Raw genomic sequence first — 16219 nt, forward strand, 5'->3', positions numbered from 1 at the left:
TTTTGTGGTATTATTATGGTAATGAGTTTTAATTTAAATGTAGAGAATATGGAGTTAAGACAGTGAATAAAAAAGCAGAATTATTTCAACAGTTTATTACAGAAAATGAATTAACAAATCTTTTTACGCTTCGTGAGATTGAAAATGACCAATACAATACAGTAGTATTTGATGCAACTGTGGAATATAATGATATTGTGTTCCCATTATTTGTTGTATTGGATGACACACCATTTGGTTTTGTGCGTTTAGAAATTGCGGGTGGTCGTTTTACGCCAGAACAACGTAAAGCAACATTAGATGTGTTGAATCAATTAAATAGTGAATTCAAATGTTTCAAACACTATTTAATGGAAGAAGATGGTTACGAAGCAATTCTTTTAGATGTAAGTTTAATGAGTGGAGATAACTTTGATCCAGCATTAGTGGCATACACTATTTTTGAAGTATTGTATCCACATACACAAAAAGATTTAACTCGTATTATTGCAGCTGTGGAAAGCGTAAAGGTAGAAGCATCTGGTGAAGAAGCGCCAGCAGTAGAAGAACCAGCTAAAAAAGAAAGCAAACCACGTAAAACTACAAAATCTAAAAAAGGTTAATATGTAGTAAGAATCGATTCATATGGGCATTGTGACAAACAATGCCCTTTTTTTAACGAGGGGTGATACCTATGAATGAAAAGGCTAGAGTGTTTGAGCAATTTCTCATTGATGAGAAATTGACATGTTTTGAGAAACGTGAAGTGGGAGATGAAGATCATACCGTTGTATTTCGCTCCTATGTACAAACCGAATTAGGGGATATTCCTGTGTTTCTGTTGTTAGATGACACAATTTATGCTACGATTCGCTTATTGATCGGTGCAGGCGTTGTGACCAAGGAAAATCGTCAAGATATTTTGACATTCATTAACCGTGAAAATAGTACCTATAAAAGCTTTAAATACTATATCGAAGAAGATGATGATAGCGTGTATTTGGATTGTATCAATCAAAGTGCTAATTCTAACTTTGATCCACGACTGTTATATGTATTGATGACTCAAATTGTGGAATATATCCCTGGAAAAATTCAAACTATTGGTGAGGTATTCCAAGTTGAACAGTTACCACCACCTGAACATGCGCATGAATAATATAAATAGTTTATGAGCGAAAATGATTAAAATAGGATAAAATCTATCGATTTTGATTAAAATAAATCAAAACTATGCATGCGCAGATGGGATAAACAATTCAATTCGTGTAATACAATTCAAAAATGCTAAAAAATATAGAGAGATACACAATTCGTGAGATGTGAAATAGTGGTTTTCTATAGCATATCTATTGTATCTCATGCTATAATAGAGATAGGTTATTTATACTATAGATTCACGTAGTATAAGGGGTGATACAATGGCATTAGGTGAAAATTTAAGACATGCCCGTAAACGGATTGGGCGGAGTCAGCTAGATGTGGCTCGAGATATCGGCATTAGTAATGCTGCCCTGTCAAATTACGAAACAGGATATAGAGAGCCTGATCTGGAAACCTTAAAGCGATTAGCTAATTATTATGATGTGACAATTGATGAATTAGCTGGCAATGCAAGCATGGCTAGAGAAATTCTTTACGATTTGAGTAGCATTGTAAAAAATGGGCGTATCGCACATAATGGTGTAGAATATGTATTAAGTGATTCACAACGATTAAAATTGAGACGCCAAATTGCGCATGCATTTGAAATGTTCAATGAAGGAAAATCCAATTGGTAGGATAAACATGTTATTCTAGGAACGTTTGTGGAATAGCATATCATCGTATAGAAAGCGCAGAAGCTCTCGGGTACGTTTGAGAGTGCAAGTTACTGTATCTACAAAATGAAAAGCACAGTTCTATGAAAATAGGACTGTCTTTTTTATTGTCTAAGAGAGAATATGATATAATTTACAGGAAGGGCTCATGGTCGTTGGTAGCACCAGGAATGGGGTCCTTATAAAATACATATATACTGTATGTAGATAGATAAGACGAGTGAAAGCGAGGTTGAACTATGAAGAAACCAGTTGTAGTAGTGCCAGGATTGGTGCGTAAAGATGCAGTATCCTATTTGAGCGAACATGTGACAGTACGCCAGTGGACAGAAAAAGAAAAAATGCCTAAAGAACTATTAAAAGAATGGCTGCGTGACGCAGATGGTTTGTGGAGTATTAATCACTTTACAGTGGATGAGGATTTAGTGAAGGAGGCACCTAATTTAAAGGTCATTGCTCAAGCCTCTGTAGGTTATGATAATATCGATATCGATGCGTTAACAGCACGTCATATACCTTATGGCAATACGCCAGATGTATTAACAGAAACCACGGCGGAGTTGGCTTTCACATTGATGGCAGCAGCGAGCCGTAGAATTTATGAAAATGCTCAGTTCGTTAAGGATGGTAAATGGGCGGAACGTCCTTCTAATATAAAAGGAAAGGATTTAAGCCGTATGACATTGGGTATTATTGGTATGGGTAAGATTGGTGTGTCCGTATCCCGTAGAGCACGTGCTTTTGGGATGACTGTACAATATCATAATCGTAACCGTCGCAATGATGATAGCTTGCTCATGACCACCTACGTGTCATTAGGCAAATTGTTGACCACTAGTGACATTATCTTGGTCATGGCGCCATTGACGGAAGAAACCTATCATTTAATTGATGCAGAAGCCTTTGAAATGATGAAGGAAACGGCTTTATTTGTGAATGTAGGTCGTGGAAAAATTGTGGATACAGATGCATTGGTGCACGCATTAGAAACAGGTCAAATCGATTATGCTGCTCTTGACGTAGTAGATCCAGAACCAATTGGGGCAGACCATCCATTGCTTAAAACAGGTAAATGCTTAGTGGTGCCACATATTGGGTCTTTCACGGATCGTACTCGTAAAGAGATGGCTATGTTAACAGCCAATAATCTGATTGCTGGTGTACAAGGTAAACCATTATTGACATGTGTCAATGAAAGTGTTAATTATAAGACCACTGAAGAATAGGTCGTTACAATCTTGCAGGTGCGCTAAGAAATGATAGGATTTGCAAGAAATCGATGAAACATAGCTATTCCTGTGGTATAATGAAGAGAATGTGCAGAACGTGCACTTGTGTATAATCAATCTAAGAGAGGAAGAATCACATGGAATCGAAAGAGACGATGATGAGTACGGAAGAAACAACGCCTCAAACTGTAAATTTTATTGAAGCGATTATTAATACAGACAATGAAGAAAATACCTATGGAAAACGTGTTCATACACGATTCCCTCCGGAGCCAAATGGATATTTGCATATTGGACATGCGAAATCTATTTGCCTTAACTTTGGTCTTGGCAAATCATACCAAGGCTTAACAAACTTGCGTTTTGATGATACGAATCCGGTCAAAGAAGATGTGGAATATGTAGAATCCATTGAAGAAGATGTAAAATGGTTAGGCTTTGAGTGGTATGGGGATGTACATTATGCATCTGACTATTTCGGTAAACTATATGAATATGCTCAAGTGTTGATTAAAAAAGGTAAAGCCTATGTAGATGATCAAACACCAGAAGAAATCCGTGCTACTCGTGGCGATTTTATAACTCCAGGTACGAATAGTCCTTACCGTGATCGTAGTGTAGAAGAAAATTTGCGACTTTTTGAAGAAATGAAAGCAGGCAAATATAAAGATGGGGAAAAAGTATTACGTGCCAAAATTGACATGGCAGACCCTAATATCGTAATGCGAGATCCTGTATTGTATCGTATTTTACATGCTGATCATCATCGTACAGGTTCTGAATGGAATATTTACCCTATGTATGACTATGCCCATCCGGTATCTGATGCGATAGAACGTATTACCCATTCTGTATGTACCTTAGAATTTGAAGTACATCGCCCATTGTACAATTGGGTATTAGAAGATTGGGGAGATACAGAAAAACCAAAACAGATTGAATTTGCTCGTTTAAATGTAACAAATATGGTTATGAGTAAACGTAAATTGCGTCAATTAGTTGAGTTGAATCTTGTAAGTGGTTGGGATGATCCTCGTATGCCAACGATTTCTGGGTTACGTCGTCGTGGCTATACACCAGAGGCTATTCGTGATTTCTGTGAACGCATTGGTGTAGCAAAGGCAGATAGCATGGTAGAAGTAGGTCTATTAGAGTTCTGTATCCGTGAAGATTTGAAATTAAAAGCGCCACGATATATGGCGGTATTAGACCCTGTGAAAGTTGTTATCACAAACTATCCAGAGGGACAAACAGAAACCTTAGTGATCGAGAACAATACAGAAAATGAAGCAATGGGCACACGTGAAGTGACATTTGGTCGAGAAGTGTACATTGAGCGTGGTGACTTTATGGAAGAACCAGTGAAAAAATTCTTCCGCTTAGCACCAGGTAAAGAAGTGCGCTTAAAAGGTGCCTACATCATTGAATGTCAATCTGTAGTAAAAGATGACAATGGTAATATTACCGAAATCCATTGTACATACGATCCAGCTACAAAATCTGGAACAGGCTGTCAAAAGAAAGTAAAAGGTATCTTACATTGGGTAGAAGCCTCTACAGCGGTAGATATGGAAGTACGTCTCTATGATTATCTATTATCTACAGAAGATGATGAAACAGCAGATAAGGACTTCTTACAACAGTTGAATCCAAACTCCTTAGAAGTAAAATCTGCTAAAGGGGAAGCAGCATTCCGTTCTACACAAGCAGGAGACCATTATCATTTCTTGCGTACAGGGTATTTTGTAACAGATAAAGACAGCACAGCAGATCATATCGTAATGAATCGTACAGTAGGCATGCGCGATACTTGGGCTAAAATGCAAAAGAAACAAGGTTAGGCAAATACTATGAGTAGAAATATAAGATCTATTTCATGGGGGCTAGTTCTTACTTGTATCTTAACTAGCATAATGACTAGCGTTGAAGCAGCGGATAAGGCATCTATAAAATGGCCGTCTACGATGCTAGTGCAGGAAGGGTCTAGTAGCAGTATTCTTTCGTCTGGGGTAGCACAACCATTAGAAGCTAGATTGCGTGATATTGGAATTGATATGAGTATATCCTATCAGATATTGGATAAGCGAGGTAATAATTATTACTATGCGCGATACGGGGAAGGAACTTTGCTCTATGGGTTTGGTCCACAGAAAGATAGTTGGCATCCTACTACGGTGCCAGTGGGATCTAAGTATACCCTATCTATGATTCAAGATTATGAAGCATATGTACAGGAGCATCCAGAAACATTTACACTAGTCGCTCCTTTCCGTGAAACAAGAAAGAATATCTATGTTGGTGAAATCATCGTGAATACATGGTTTAAGCAAGTAGAATATCCTATGTATGTGCAGATTGCGTTCCTAGCTGATAGCACAGGGGCTCCACGTTTGCGATATATCGTGACCCATGTGAAGGACGACATGCTGAGAAAACAATTACAATATGTATTATAAGAAAAAGTTGCAAACTTTGAGATTGGCTATTACCATGGGAGGCTGTGGGATAGTGAAATTGCAAAGGATGCAACTTTTCTTTTTAAAATGAAAAAACTTCTCATGCTTATTGACATATGGTAGGATTATTTGTATTATAATAATAGAAATAATTTTCATTATTTTGATTCATCTTTCGAGATGATATATATCCGGATTATCTATTTGCTGTGAGAGCAAGTGTTCTCCCCAAAATACGTAAAAAGGCAGGTACGACAAATGGAATCCATCGAGCAGATTATTGGTTACCATTGTGCGCCCGCAATTAGAGGTATTAAAGTAGCAAATCTTGTTGCATTACCTCAGCATTTAGGGGCAACGATGGTAGAAAAAACACATGAGTATAATGATAAATTTAATCAAAAAGGACTGTTCTTTTATGAACTGTGCCATTGTGAAAAACGAAAATTATTACTCGTATTTCGTGAACGTATGCTTGAGGACTATTTGCGACAACCTGAAGTGCTAGCATTTTTACAAAATTATGGATATAAATCCTATGAAACATTGGCAGATTGGCTATTACATTTGCGTGAGCGCATTGAAATGAGCGATGTGTTTCCTCATGAAATCGGTGTGTTTTTAGGATATCCATTAGAAGATGTAAAAGCGTTTATCCAATTCCGCGGAGCAGGCTATAAAGTCTGTGGCGACTGGAAGGTATATGGAAATCAAGCGTCAGCTATGCACGCATTTCATTGTTTTCGAATGTGTCGTGACTACTGTCACGCACAGTTGAATAAAGGAAAATCTTTAGAGTCTTTGGTTGCCGTAACGGCATGCTAGGAGGTAACATTATGATCGCTGTAATTTATTGGTCTGGAACAGGTAACACAGCTGCAATGGCAGAAGCTGTAGGTAAAGGTATCGCTGATGCTGGTCAAGAAGTGGTAGTAAAATCCGTTTCTGAAATCACTGCTGATGAAGCTGCTAATTATGAAAAATTAGCATTAGGTTGCGCTGATATGGGTGCTGAAGAATTGGAAGACGGTGAATTTGCACCATTCTATGAAGCATTAGAACCTAAATTGGCAGGTAAAAAAGTAGTATTGTTTGGCTCCTATGGTTGGGGTGGCTCTTGGTTAGATGACTGGGCTGGTCGCGTAGAAGGCGCGAATGGCGTTGTAGTTGACAAATTACCAGTTATGGGCGAACCTGATGATTCTGGTAAAGAACAATGTGAAGCATTAGGAAAAGCATTAGTAAACGCATAAGCCAACTATACGGCATATGATAACTCAATATACTAGCTCTTAATCATAAGAGGCGGATAGTACATCTATTCACCTCTTATTTTATTTTTGCAACCCTATTGCTAATTCGGAATCACTCACACATTGACCGTACACGTTAAACTTTACTATAATAAAGAAATAGTTATAGTTATTAGTATAGGAGGTATTGTATGCAAGTATTACAAAACTGGAAATTACATGCATTGGCTCTTGTGATTACCATCATTGCAGAAATGATCGGAATCCAACGATTTGGAGCTGTGGTATTCTTACCGCTTCTCTACGCGTTGATTATGGGTTTGTTTGTATCCATTCCATCATTCAAAATTTTAACAGTAGAAACCATGGAAAAATCAGCGGATTATCTTGGGATTGCAGTGATGCTCTTAATGGTTAAAGTAGGCTTAGGGATTGGCCCTAATTTAGAAATTCTTTCTACTGCTGGGTTGGCTCTTATGTTACAAGAGTTAGGTCATTTCTTTGGTACTATTTTATTCGGCTTGCCAGTGGCATTATTAGTAGGAATGCGCCGTGAAGCGGTGGGTGCTTGTTACTCTGTAGACCGGGAACCTAATGTAGCGATTATTATTGATAAATTTGGCTTTAGCTCTCCTGAAGGCCGTGGCGTTATGGGCATGTATATTTGTGGCGTATTGATTGGTGCTATGTGGGCGTCTGTACTAGCAGGATTTTTTGCTCAAATGGGCTGGTTCCATCCACTGGCCTTGGCTATGGGTGCGGGTGTAGGTAGTGCTAGTATGATGGCTGCTTCTACTGCCCCTATCATTGCAGTATATCCAGAATATGAAGCTCAAATTGCAGCTTTAGCAGGGGCAGCTAATTTGCTGACTACTGTACTAGGCGTTTACTTTGGTATTTTCGTATCTTTGCCTGTGATGGAAAAAACATATAATTTCTTTACAGGTCGTACACGTGAACAAGATTTGGCAGAGGAGGGACAATAAGATGACTATGAGTGAAAAAATTACACAATTTGTCATTGTTATATGCATTGCAGCTATTATGACTGCTCTGGGTAATATCATTGATGGCAAGCATCTATTGGGCCCAAGCCTTGTAGGGGTCTTTGTGATTGCTGGGTTAGCAATTATTGGTGCGATTATTTCCTATTTGCCATTAGCTAATCGATTCCCTATGGTCTTCTGGGTGTCTTTAGTAGGTGTCATTGCCTCCTTGCCTATCATGCCAGGGCAAGCATGGATTATTGCACAAACAAAAGAAGTAACATTCTTGGCTACAACAACACCAGTGCTAGCCTATGCAGGTCTCTCCTTGGGAAAAGACTTAGGAGCATTCCGTCGTCTATCTTGGAGAATTATTCCAGTAGCCTTAGCGGTAACGGCAGGTACCTTTATTTGTGCTGCTGCAGTAGCTCATTTTGTATTACATATGCAAGGGGTTATTTAAACTTGAATATAACTATATAGGTTATAGTTGAACCGAATGAAAGAGAGTTGATGAATTCTTATCAACTCTCTTTTTGATTTCATGGTACAATAAGATGTAAGAGTCATATATAAATACCTTATAGCAAAAGGTATGTTCATACAATGTAAAAGGAGATAGATTATGTTAACGAAAGAAGAAGTAAAACAACGTGTGTGTGATGCTATTGTAGCAGGGCAAGATCGATTGCGTGGATTAGCGAGCGCCATTATGGATGAACCAGAATTGGGTTATAAAGAGCATAAAACATCTCAAAAAGTACAAGATATGTTTACGGAATTAGGGATTCCTTTTACGACTGGTCATGCGATTACAGGTGTGAAAGGCCGTTTGCAAGGTGGTAAATCTAAAAAAACTGTCGCCATGATCGGTGAATTGGATGCCATTGTATGTCACCGTCATCCAAAGGCAGATCCTATGACAGGGGCGGCCCATTGTTGTGGACATAATGTGCAAATTGCCAATTTATTTGCAGTAGCCATGGGCTTACAAGCGGAAGGCGTTATGGAAGCTCTTGGTGGGGATGTAGTTTTATTTGCAGTCCCAGCAGAAGAGATGATTGAAGTGGATTATCGCAATACATTGCGTGAAAAAGGAACCATTAAATACTTAGGTGGTAAACAACAGCTGATTTATGAAGGAGCTTTTGATGATATCCATATGGCTATGCAAATGCATGTGGAAACTGCGGACACACCTACGGGAGAAATGAATTTGGGTAGTACCTCCAATGGATTTGTGGCAAAATTGATTGAATACCATGGTAAAATTGCCCATGCAGCGGCATCTCCTCATGAAGGAATTAACGCATTAAATGCAGCTTTGATGGGGGTAATGGGAGTCCATGCCATTCGTGAGACTTTCAAAGAGAGTGATTATTTCCGTTTCCATCCTATCATTAATCAAGGGGGAACCTTGGTCAACTGTGTACCGGATTATGTGCAAGTAGAAAGCTATGTACGAGCTTCTAATGTACAAGCGATTGTGGATGGCAATCAACGTGTCAATCGTGCCTTGAAAGCTGGTGGAGATGCAGTGGGTGCCACTTGTGTCATTCATGATCTACCGGGCTATTTACCGATGCGTGACAATCCAGATATGAACAATTTGTTACGGTCCAACTCAGAACCGCTATTTGGTACAGACAATGTACGGCAACGGGTGCATATGACAGCAAGTACAGACATGGGGGATGTATCCCATTTAATGCCAGTTATCCATCCTTGGGTGGGATGTATTGAAGGGGTGCTCCATAGTGCAGAGTACAATATTACCGTACCAGATGTAGCCTATATTAAAACGGCTCAAGCCTTAGCCATGACGATTGTTGATTTATTATATGATGAGGCACAGGTAGCGGAAGAGATTCTAGAAAACTTTGAAGCTCCTTTAACAAAAGAAACATATATTGAATTGTTAGATTCCATTGCCAGTGGAAAATAGTAAAAATTCTCATATCTAAAATAGTCGATGTATGATATACTATATATAAAGAATAAAGATTATCCATTGGTTTAGAAAGGATGACGTAAATGAAACAATATGATGTAATCGTAATTGGTACTGGTGGTGCTAGCTTAGTAGCTGATGCGGCATTAAAAGCAGGTAAACGTGTAGCTGTTATTGAAAAAACAGGATTTGGTGGTACTTGTTTAACACGTGGCTGTATTCCAACAAAAGTAATGGTTACGGCAGCAGATGTAGTACATGAAAGCCATGGTTGGAAAAAAATTGGTGTAGAAACTGCCACACCGACTCTTAACTGGGATGTAGTGAGTGAACGGGTTTGGAAAGCTATCAATAAAAGCAAAGGGGTCAAAGAGTTTTATGAAAGCTTTGATAATGCTGATGTATACCATGGGGCAGCTACGTTTGTAAGTGATAAAGTATTATATGTAACATTACAAGATGGTGCAAAAACAGAAGAAATTACAGCACCTACTATTATCATTGGTACAGGCGGTCATTCTAAAGTGAACCATGTAGATGGCTTAGAAGAAGCTGGTTATATTACAAGTGAAAAATTCTTTGGCAGTGAATATCCAAAAGTACCATATAAACGACTAGCTGTATTTGGTGGTGGTCCTATTGGTACAGAATTTGCTGGTGTGTTTGCCGCAGCAGGTACGGAAGTGACGTTAATCCAACGCAATGTGCGTTTATTGCCAAAAGAAGATGAAGCGATTTCTGCTCATATTTTAGAAGAAATGAAAGCCATTGGAGTGAACGTATTAACAGATACTGTATGTGATAATGTACGTGTGGATAATGGTGATAAAGTAATCACTGTGAAAAACCGTACTACAGGTGAAGTATCTGAAATCCGTGTAGATGAAATTTTGGTGGCTACTGGGATTGCTCCGTCTGTAGAAGATTTGCATCTAGAAAATACTCATATTGAACAATTACCAGGTGGCTGGATTAAAACTAATGAATTTTTAGAAACATCTGTAGAAGGTGTGTATGCATTAGGTGATGTGAATGGTAATGCAGCCTTCCGTCATCGTGCCAACTATGAAGGAGATATTATCTCTCATAATTTATATCGTGCTACATCTCCAACAGACTATCGTTGGGCACGATATGATTTGATTCCTATGGTGACGTTCACGTATCCAGAAGTAGGTCGTATTGGTATGACAGAAGCAGAAGCTAAAGAAGCTGGTTATGATGTAGGAGTTGGTATCAATCATTATTCTAATTCTGCCAAAGGTATGGCTCTTGGCATTGATAAAGGCGATGTACACGATGGATTCATCAAAGTGGTAGTCGACAAAGCTACGAATCGTCTATTAGGGGCTCATATCGTGGGACCACAAGCATCGATCTTGTTCCAACCATATGTACATTTAATGAATAGTGGTGAAGTGAAATTAGTTCCTATTCATGAAGAAATCGGCTCTACTACAACAAAAGAACTACGTGCACAAGGTTTGACACGGTACTTGGATCCACAATCTGTTATCTCCATTGGTGAGGCAATGGCTCCGCATCCAACATTGTCAGAAGTGTCTATGTGGACACAAGTGTTCTACGAACATAAATGGTAATCTATTAAAAAGATACATAGTAAAAACTGTAGTGATGGGGATACTATCACTGCAGTTTTTTTATGCTAATATATGATGATAATTGATATATTGTGCAGTACCTATAAATAGAATGCGTCTATTCTGTATAGGCAGATATGAGTATGATATGAAATGCTAGTAACGTTAGACAGGCAAGATAGTATAAAGAAATATATGTACTATGTTGTATGAGTCTATGACATAGGTTATAAGAATTTTGAAATCAAGAGTTCTCAATTAAAATTATAGTTGATAATAGTTAAATAATAGGATATAATGAGAAAGTAAATGAGAATAAAATACTACCTCTGAGATATAGCAGATTATGAGGGGGTAGAATTGTAAGTATATGTTAAATGGATGAAAGAGGTGTAGTATGACAGAAGTATTAATCCGTTTATTTGTAAACAACAAAGATGAAGTAAAAGATATTAATGTACGCCAACAATATGGGATTATGGCGAGTATCACAGGCATTATGGTGAATGTGTTAGTTTGTTTAGGGGAATTGATCATTGGTTTTCTTATCGGCTCCATTGCCATGATTAGTGATGCTATCCATAATGTGGCTGATGCAGGGGGATCCTTAGTATCCTTTTTGAGTTTTAAATTATCTGGACGTAAAGCAGATGCAGAGCATCCATACGGACATGGTCGAATGGAATATCTATTATCCATTGGTTTTTCTATCTTACTGTTTGTTGTAGCTGCTCAATTAGGTATTGAAGCGGTAGAGCACATTATGAATCCCGAGGTAGTAGAGTTTTCTATGTCTGCTTTGGCTGTAATGTTGGGTGCTATGGCTTTAAAGATTTGGCTATCCTTCTTTTTGCGTTCCATTGGTAATCGTATTGATTCTCCTATCTTGCGTGCCAATGGGAAAGAAGCTTTATCCGATGTATGGGCGACCGCAGCGATTGCTATTGGTTTATTGTTGGGCGGTATATTCCAATTGAGCGTTGATGGGTATTTAGGCTTAATTGTGGCACTGATCATTGCCAAAGCTGGTTTTGAAGTGCTGAAAGAAGCGACAGATCGTTTATTAGGATTTGAACCTACTACAGAACGTGTACAAGAAATTATTGATTTTGTGGAATCTAAACCGGGTATTTTAGGAACTCATGATTTAATGATTCACGATTATGGTCCAGGACATGAGTATGCTTCTATCCACGTAGAAGTAGATGCGAAACAAGATGCGATGACCATCCATAATATGATTGATCGTGTAGAACGACAAGCTTTGAAAGAATTGCAGTTAAAATTGACCATCCATATGGATCCAATCGTTGTCAATGAACAAACACTAGCTTTACAACAGCGCTTAGTGGCAGTGATTCAAGCCTATGATGACAGTTTTTCTTTATACGATATCCGAATCGATGTGGAGAATAGAAAGATAGGCTTTGACGTACAAGTACCGCATGATGTGAAATATACGAAAGAGGAACTTTCACAAAAATTGAGCCAATTAGTAGAAGCAGTACTGCCAACATTCGTAGTGAAACCGAATGTAGTACACGGATACACTGGGGTATAAGGGAAAGTAGAGAAAATCTACAAACTATACAAGATACATAAAGTACACAAATACACAAGAGGCAAGTTGAACAATGGATATCAACTTGCCTCTAATTTTTTGGGATGCCTAATGCTGTTACTGAAATATAGTATAGAAAAAATGGTTCTATAGTATATTGGGGGCAGCAAAAGGCATCTTCCCAAGGTATACTTTTTGTGTATAAAAATAAACATATTATTCAGTTTGCTTTGCAATATAAGTGATGACACAAATAAAAAAGGACTGATACAGATTGTACCAGTCCTTTTTTGCTTACTTTCATAAGCTATATTGTATTGCATATTCTATTGGGCATCCCATACCAAAGAACAAATAGACCTTTCAAACAGTTGTGTGAAGTATACGTTTATACTTTGTCTGTTGGGTAGCCGTGACGCGCATAATCTACAGCTGCTGTAAATAAGATATCTGTAGAAGAGTTTAATGCTGTTTCGGTGGAGTCTTGGATAACGCCGATGATGAAACCAACACCTACTACTTGCATAGCCACGTCGTTGGAAATACCGAATAGGGAACAAGCTAATGGAATCAATAAGAGAGAACCACCAGCTACACCAGAGGCACCACAAGCGGAGATAGTAGCGATAATGCTAAGTAAGATTGCGGTCGCTAGGTCTACTTGAATACCCAATGTAGATACAGCTGCTAATGCCATAACAGTGATGGTAATAGCTGCACCACCCATGTTGATAGTAGCGCCTAGTGGAATGGAAATGGAATAGGTATCAGGTGTAATGCCTAAACGTTTAGCTAAATCCATGTTAACTGGAATGTTCGCAGCGGAACTACGAGTGAAGAAGGCTGTCACACCAGATTCACGAAGGCAACGGAATACCAATGGATATGGATTGCGTTTCATGACGATAGCTACGATCAATGGGTTGATGATGAGTGCTACTGCAAACATGCAGCCTAATAGGACTAATAACAATTTGCCGTAAGTCAGTAAAGCGCCTAACCCATTTTCACCGATGGATTGAGCTACTAAGCCCATGATACCAAGAGGAGCAAATTTAATAATCCATTGTACAGCTAGTGTAATCGCATCAGAGATGGAAGCCATCACATCTTTCGTTTCATTTGCTGCATGACGAAGAGCGAAACCAAATAGCAGAGCCCAACCAAGAATACCAATGTAGTTACCACCTAAGATGGCTTTTACAGGGTTTTCTACGATATTTGTTAATAAGGTAGAAAGCACCGCAGTAATACCGCTAGGAGGTGCTGTATCAGCAGGAGAAGCTGTTAATAATAACGTAGTAGGAAATAAGAAACTACCAACTACAGCAATGGCTGCAGATGCAAATGTGCCGATTAAGTACAACACAATGATGGAACGCATGCCAGTTTTTTGACCGGAACGATGACGGCTGACTGCTGCGATGACTAAGAAAAATACTAATACAGGTGCTACACCTTTTAATGCACCTACGAAGATGGTACCTAATAAAGATAACTTCACAGCATGTTCTGGAGACCATACGGCAATACCAGTGCCGATTAAGAGACCTACGCAGATTTGCTGGATGAGGCTAAATCTATTGATGAATTGAAATAATGCCCTCATAGAAAACTCCTTATACTTATAAATACTTAAAATCGAGTACAAATATCTACTCATAAAAGACATAAAGACATTATAAACGGAATATATACTTTTGGCAAGAGAAAAAAATCACAAATTATGGAATATCCTCATCCATTCGTGTATAATGAATAGCAGTATAAATAACTGGAGGTATATTGTGGAATTTAAAACACATGAAGATAAAAAAGCTTACGTGCAAGATGTATTCTCTCATATTGCGAAGCATTATGATGTGATGAATACATTATTGAGTTTTAACCAAGATGCACGGTGGCGTAGATTTGCCATAGAACAATTAGAATTAACGGAAGGTATGCGATTAGCGGATATTGCTTGTGGTACGTGTATGTTAACAAAAACAGCATTACAAGAAATTCCGTCTTTACATGTGGAAGGACTTGACTTTAGTCCTGAAATGTTAGCGGTTGGACGAAATCGATTAGAGAAAGAAGGATATACAGATCGAGTGACCTTGACCCAAGGAGATGCGATGGATTTACCTTATGATAGCAATACCTTTGATGGGGCTGTATCTGGTTTTGCTTTGCGCAATGTGCCAAGCATTGAGCAAACCATTCGTGAAATGAAACGTGTTGTTAAACCAGGTGGTAAAGTAGTTACTTTGGAATTGGCGAAGCCGACTATGTTTGGTTTTAAGCAAGCCTATTATCTATATTTTGAAAAGATTCTTCCTGTATTGGGGAAATTGAGTCGAGATCAATCCTCCTATGCATGGCTCCCAGAATCACTGCGCCGCTATGTGGGGCAAGAAGGTGTTCTTCAAATTTTTAAAGATGTGGGACTACAAGATGCTAAGTATTATGAACTTACAGGTGGCATTGTAGCAGTCCATGTGGGCACTGTACCAGAAGAATAGAAAAAAGCTGTCATCCACGACGAGGTGGTGACAGCTTTTATTTATTTTATTCGTGTCCAAAGCGGTTTGGATTTTTTAATGTCTCTTCATAGATATGATTTACAATCTTCCAGTTTACGATGGAGAAGAAGTTATTAATATATTCTTCACGGCTGGAATGGACGTACATGTAATCCCATAGATTGATGCCTAAGATTGCAGTTTGCATGTTCATAATCGGATTGATTTGTTCTTTTGTAGAAGTAATAGCAAGCGTATTGTCTGGGTTGAGCACAAGCCAAGTCCAACCATTACCAACATGAGTGTGAGCCGCCTCTGTGAATTGTTGTTGGAACTTTTCTAAGGATCCAAAAGAGCGGTTGATAGCATCTTTGATTGGTCCGTTGATGGTATTTGTATTAGGGCTTGTCAACGTGTGCAAAAATAAGGTTACATTCTTATAGGCTCCACCATAGCGCTGAATGTCTTGACGAATTTCTTGTGGTACATGACTTAGACCACCCAGTAGACAGTCTATATGACCGAAACGAAGGTCCGGATAGTCTTCTACTAGTTGATTAAGTTGAGATACGGAATGGCTGTATACATCAGTATACAAAGATGTGAGTGTTTCTCTGCCGATGACAGGCTCTAAGGCATGATCAGAATAAGGCAGTGGTTCTAGTTCAAAATATTTCATGGACACCTCCATCACAAAGATTTGATAATGATAGATATTATCACAGTTAGTTATATCGTAATAGATAAGACTATAAAAGTCAAGATAGAAAGACTTTCACATAGATTTGTTCAATATAGAATTACACGTTGAATAAAAAAGATAGAATCTGTATAATAAGGGTATAGAATCAAAATCAATCGAGTTACATCAATAGT

At 38.4% G+C, this 16219-nt stretch carries 16 protein-coding genes; 14 read left to right on the forward strand and 2 right to left on the reverse strand.

The window, feature by feature from the left end; genetic code table 11:
- Positions 1-62 precede the first annotated feature (62 nt).
- From EO116_RS05325 to EO116_RS05385, 13 genes are all read left to right on the forward strand, one after another.
- Positions 63-602 (forward strand): hypothetical protein, encoded by a 540-nt coding sequence (locus EO116_RS05325; RefSeq protein WP_127160955.1) that lies wholly within the window; start codon positions 63-65, stop codon positions 600-602.
- 71 nt (positions 603-673) lie between these two features.
- Positions 674-1138: a hypothetical protein gene (locus EO116_RS05330; protein ID WP_127148323.1), complete on the forward strand. Its 465-nt coding sequence runs from the start codon at positions 674-676 to the stop codon at positions 1136-1138.
- A gap of 262 nt (positions 1139-1400) precedes the next feature.
- Complete coding sequence (locus EO116_RS05335) at positions 1401-1760, forward strand: helix-turn-helix domain-containing protein (protein WP_009353094.1); 360 nt, start codon at positions 1401-1403, stop codon at positions 1758-1760.
- Positions 1761-2038: 278 nt separating this feature from the next.
- Entirely contained in the window at positions 2039-3025 is a 987-nt protein-coding gene (locus EO116_RS05340) for a D-glycerate dehydrogenase (RefSeq protein WP_127160956.1), read from the forward strand.
- 140 nt (positions 3026-3165) lie between these two features.
- Entirely contained in the window at positions 3166-4869 is a 1704-nt protein-coding gene (locus EO116_RS05345) for a glutamine--tRNA ligase/YqeY domain fusion protein (RefSeq protein WP_127160957.1), read from the forward strand.
- Positions 4870-4941: 72 nt separating this feature from the next.
- Positions 4942-5484 (forward strand): hypothetical protein, encoded by a 543-nt coding sequence (locus EO116_RS05350; protein WP_127160958.1) that lies wholly within the window; start codon positions 4942-4944, stop codon positions 5482-5484.
- A 258-nt stretch (positions 5485-5742) separates the two neighbouring features.
- Positions 5743-6309 (forward strand): DUF3793 family protein, encoded by a 567-nt coding sequence (locus tag EO116_RS05355; protein WP_127160959.1) that lies wholly within the window; start codon positions 5743-5745, stop codon positions 6307-6309.
- 11 nt (positions 6310-6320) lie between these two features.
- The gene (locus EO116_RS05360) at positions 6321-6737 is read left to right on the forward strand and encodes a flavodoxin domain-containing protein (protein WP_009353092.1); all 417 of its coding nucleotides are present in this window, start codon (positions 6321-6323) and stop codon (positions 6735-6737) included.
- 191 nt (positions 6738-6928) lie between these two features.
- Entirely contained in the window at positions 6929-7723 is a 795-nt protein-coding gene (locus EO116_RS05365; RefSeq protein ID WP_009353070.1) for a DUF3100 domain-containing protein, read from the forward strand.
- A gap of 1 nt (position 7724) precedes the next feature.
- Complete coding sequence (locus tag EO116_RS05370) at positions 7725-8186, forward strand: hypothetical protein (RefSeq protein ID WP_038144458.1); 462 nt, start codon at positions 7725-7727, stop codon at positions 8184-8186.
- Positions 8187-8348: 162 nt separating this feature from the next.
- Positions 8349-9668 (forward strand): amidohydrolase, encoded by a 1320-nt coding sequence (locus EO116_RS05375; protein WP_127160960.1) that lies wholly within the window; start codon positions 8349-8351, stop codon positions 9666-9668.
- A gap of 89 nt (positions 9669-9757) precedes the next feature.
- Positions 9758-11275 (forward strand): NAD(P)/FAD-dependent oxidoreductase, encoded by a 1518-nt coding sequence (locus tag EO116_RS05380; protein ID WP_127160961.1) that lies wholly within the window; start codon positions 9758-9760, stop codon positions 11273-11275.
- A gap of 397 nt (positions 11276-11672) precedes the next feature.
- Positions 11673-12836 carry a cation diffusion facilitator family transporter gene (locus EO116_RS05385; RefSeq protein WP_240629140.1) on the forward strand — a complete coding sequence of 388 codons (1164 nt, stop codon included), beginning with the start codon at positions 11673-11675 and terminating at the stop codon, positions 12834-12836.
- A gap of 388 nt (positions 12837-13224) precedes the next feature.
- Here EO116_RS05385 and sstT read toward each other — a convergent pair whose 3' ends face one another.
- On the reverse strand, positions 13225-14445 hold the full coding sequence (sstT, locus tag EO116_RS05390) for a serine/threonine transporter SstT (protein WP_127160962.1): 1221 nt from the start codon (positions 14443-14445) through the stop codon (positions 13225-13227).
- A 145-nt stretch (positions 14446-14590) separates the two neighbouring features.
- Here sstT and EO116_RS05395 point away from each other — a divergent pair, with 145 nt between their 5' ends.
- A complete protein-coding gene (locus tag EO116_RS05395; protein WP_127160963.1) occupies positions 14591-15343 on the forward strand; it encodes a class I SAM-dependent methyltransferase in 753 nt (250 codons plus the stop codon).
- A 46-nt stretch (positions 15344-15389) separates the two neighbouring features.
- On the opposite strand, the gene EO116_RS05400 is transcribed toward EO116_RS05395, so the two are convergent.
- Positions 15390-16022, reverse strand: a complete 633-nt coding sequence (locus tag EO116_RS05400; RefSeq protein ID WP_164726078.1) for a superoxide dismutase — start codon at positions 16020-16022, stop codon at positions 15390-15392.
- Between the last annotated feature and the right edge of the window lie 197 nt (positions 16023-16219).

The organism is Veillonella sp. VA137 (genome assembly GCF_003992015.1).
In the GTDB taxonomy this organism is placed as follows: domain Bacteria; phylum Bacillota; class Negativicutes; order Veillonellales; family Veillonellaceae; genus F0422.

Bases quoted from the DNA above. Each gene is read 5' to 3' on its own strand.
- EO116_RS05395 (WP_127160963.1), top strand. From the start codon at position 14,591: ATGAATAGCAGTATAAATAACTGGAGGTATATTGTGGAATTTAAAACA.
- sstT (WP_127160962.1), bottom strand. From the start codon at position 14,445: ATGAGGGCATTATTTCAATTCATCAATAGATTTAGCCTCATCCAGCAA.
- EO116_RS05400 (WP_164726078.1), bottom strand. From the start codon at position 16,022: ATGAAATATTTTGAACTAGAACCACTGCCTTATTCTGATCATGCCTTA.
- EO116_RS05335 (WP_009353094.1), top strand. From the start codon at position 1,401: ATGGCATTAGGTGAAAATTTAAGACATGCCCGTAAACGGATTGGGCGG.
- EO116_RS05385 (WP_240629140.1), top strand. From the start codon at position 11,673: ATGACAGAAGTATTAATCCGTTTATTTGTAAACAACAAAGATGAAGTA.
- EO116_RS05370 (WP_038144458.1), top strand. From the start codon at position 7,725: ATGACTATGAGTGAAAAAATTACACAATTTGTCATTGTTATATGCATT.
- EO116_RS05365 (WP_009353070.1), top strand. From the start codon at position 6,929: ATGCAAGTATTACAAAACTGGAAATTACATGCATTGGCTCTTGTGATT.
- EO116_RS05350 (WP_127160958.1), top strand. From the start codon at position 4,942: ATGACTAGCGTTGAAGCAGCGGATAAGGCATCTATAAAATGGCCGTCT.
- EO116_RS05340 (WP_127160956.1), top strand. From the start codon at position 2,039: ATGAAGAAACCAGTTGTAGTAGTGCCAGGATTGGTGCGTAAAGATGCA.
- EO116_RS05360 (WP_009353092.1), top strand. From the start codon at position 6,321: ATGATCGCTGTAATTTATTGGTCTGGAACAGGTAACACAGCTGCAATG.
- EO116_RS05375 (WP_127160960.1), top strand. From the start codon at position 8,349: ATGTTAACGAAAGAAGAAGTAAAACAACGTGTGTGTGATGCTATTGTA.
- EO116_RS05345 (WP_127160957.1), top strand. From the start codon at position 3,166: ATGGAATCGAAAGAGACGATGATGAGTACGGAAGAAACAACGCCTCAA.
- EO116_RS05355 (WP_127160959.1), top strand. From the start codon at position 5,743: ATGGAATCCATCGAGCAGATTATTGGTTACCATTGTGCGCCCGCAATT.
- EO116_RS05330 (WP_127148323.1), top strand. From the start codon at position 674: ATGAATGAAAAGGCTAGAGTGTTTGAGCAATTTCTCATTGATGAGAAA.
- EO116_RS05380 (WP_127160961.1), top strand. From the start codon at position 9,758: ATGAAACAATATGATGTAATCGTAATTGGTACTGGTGGTGCTAGCTTA.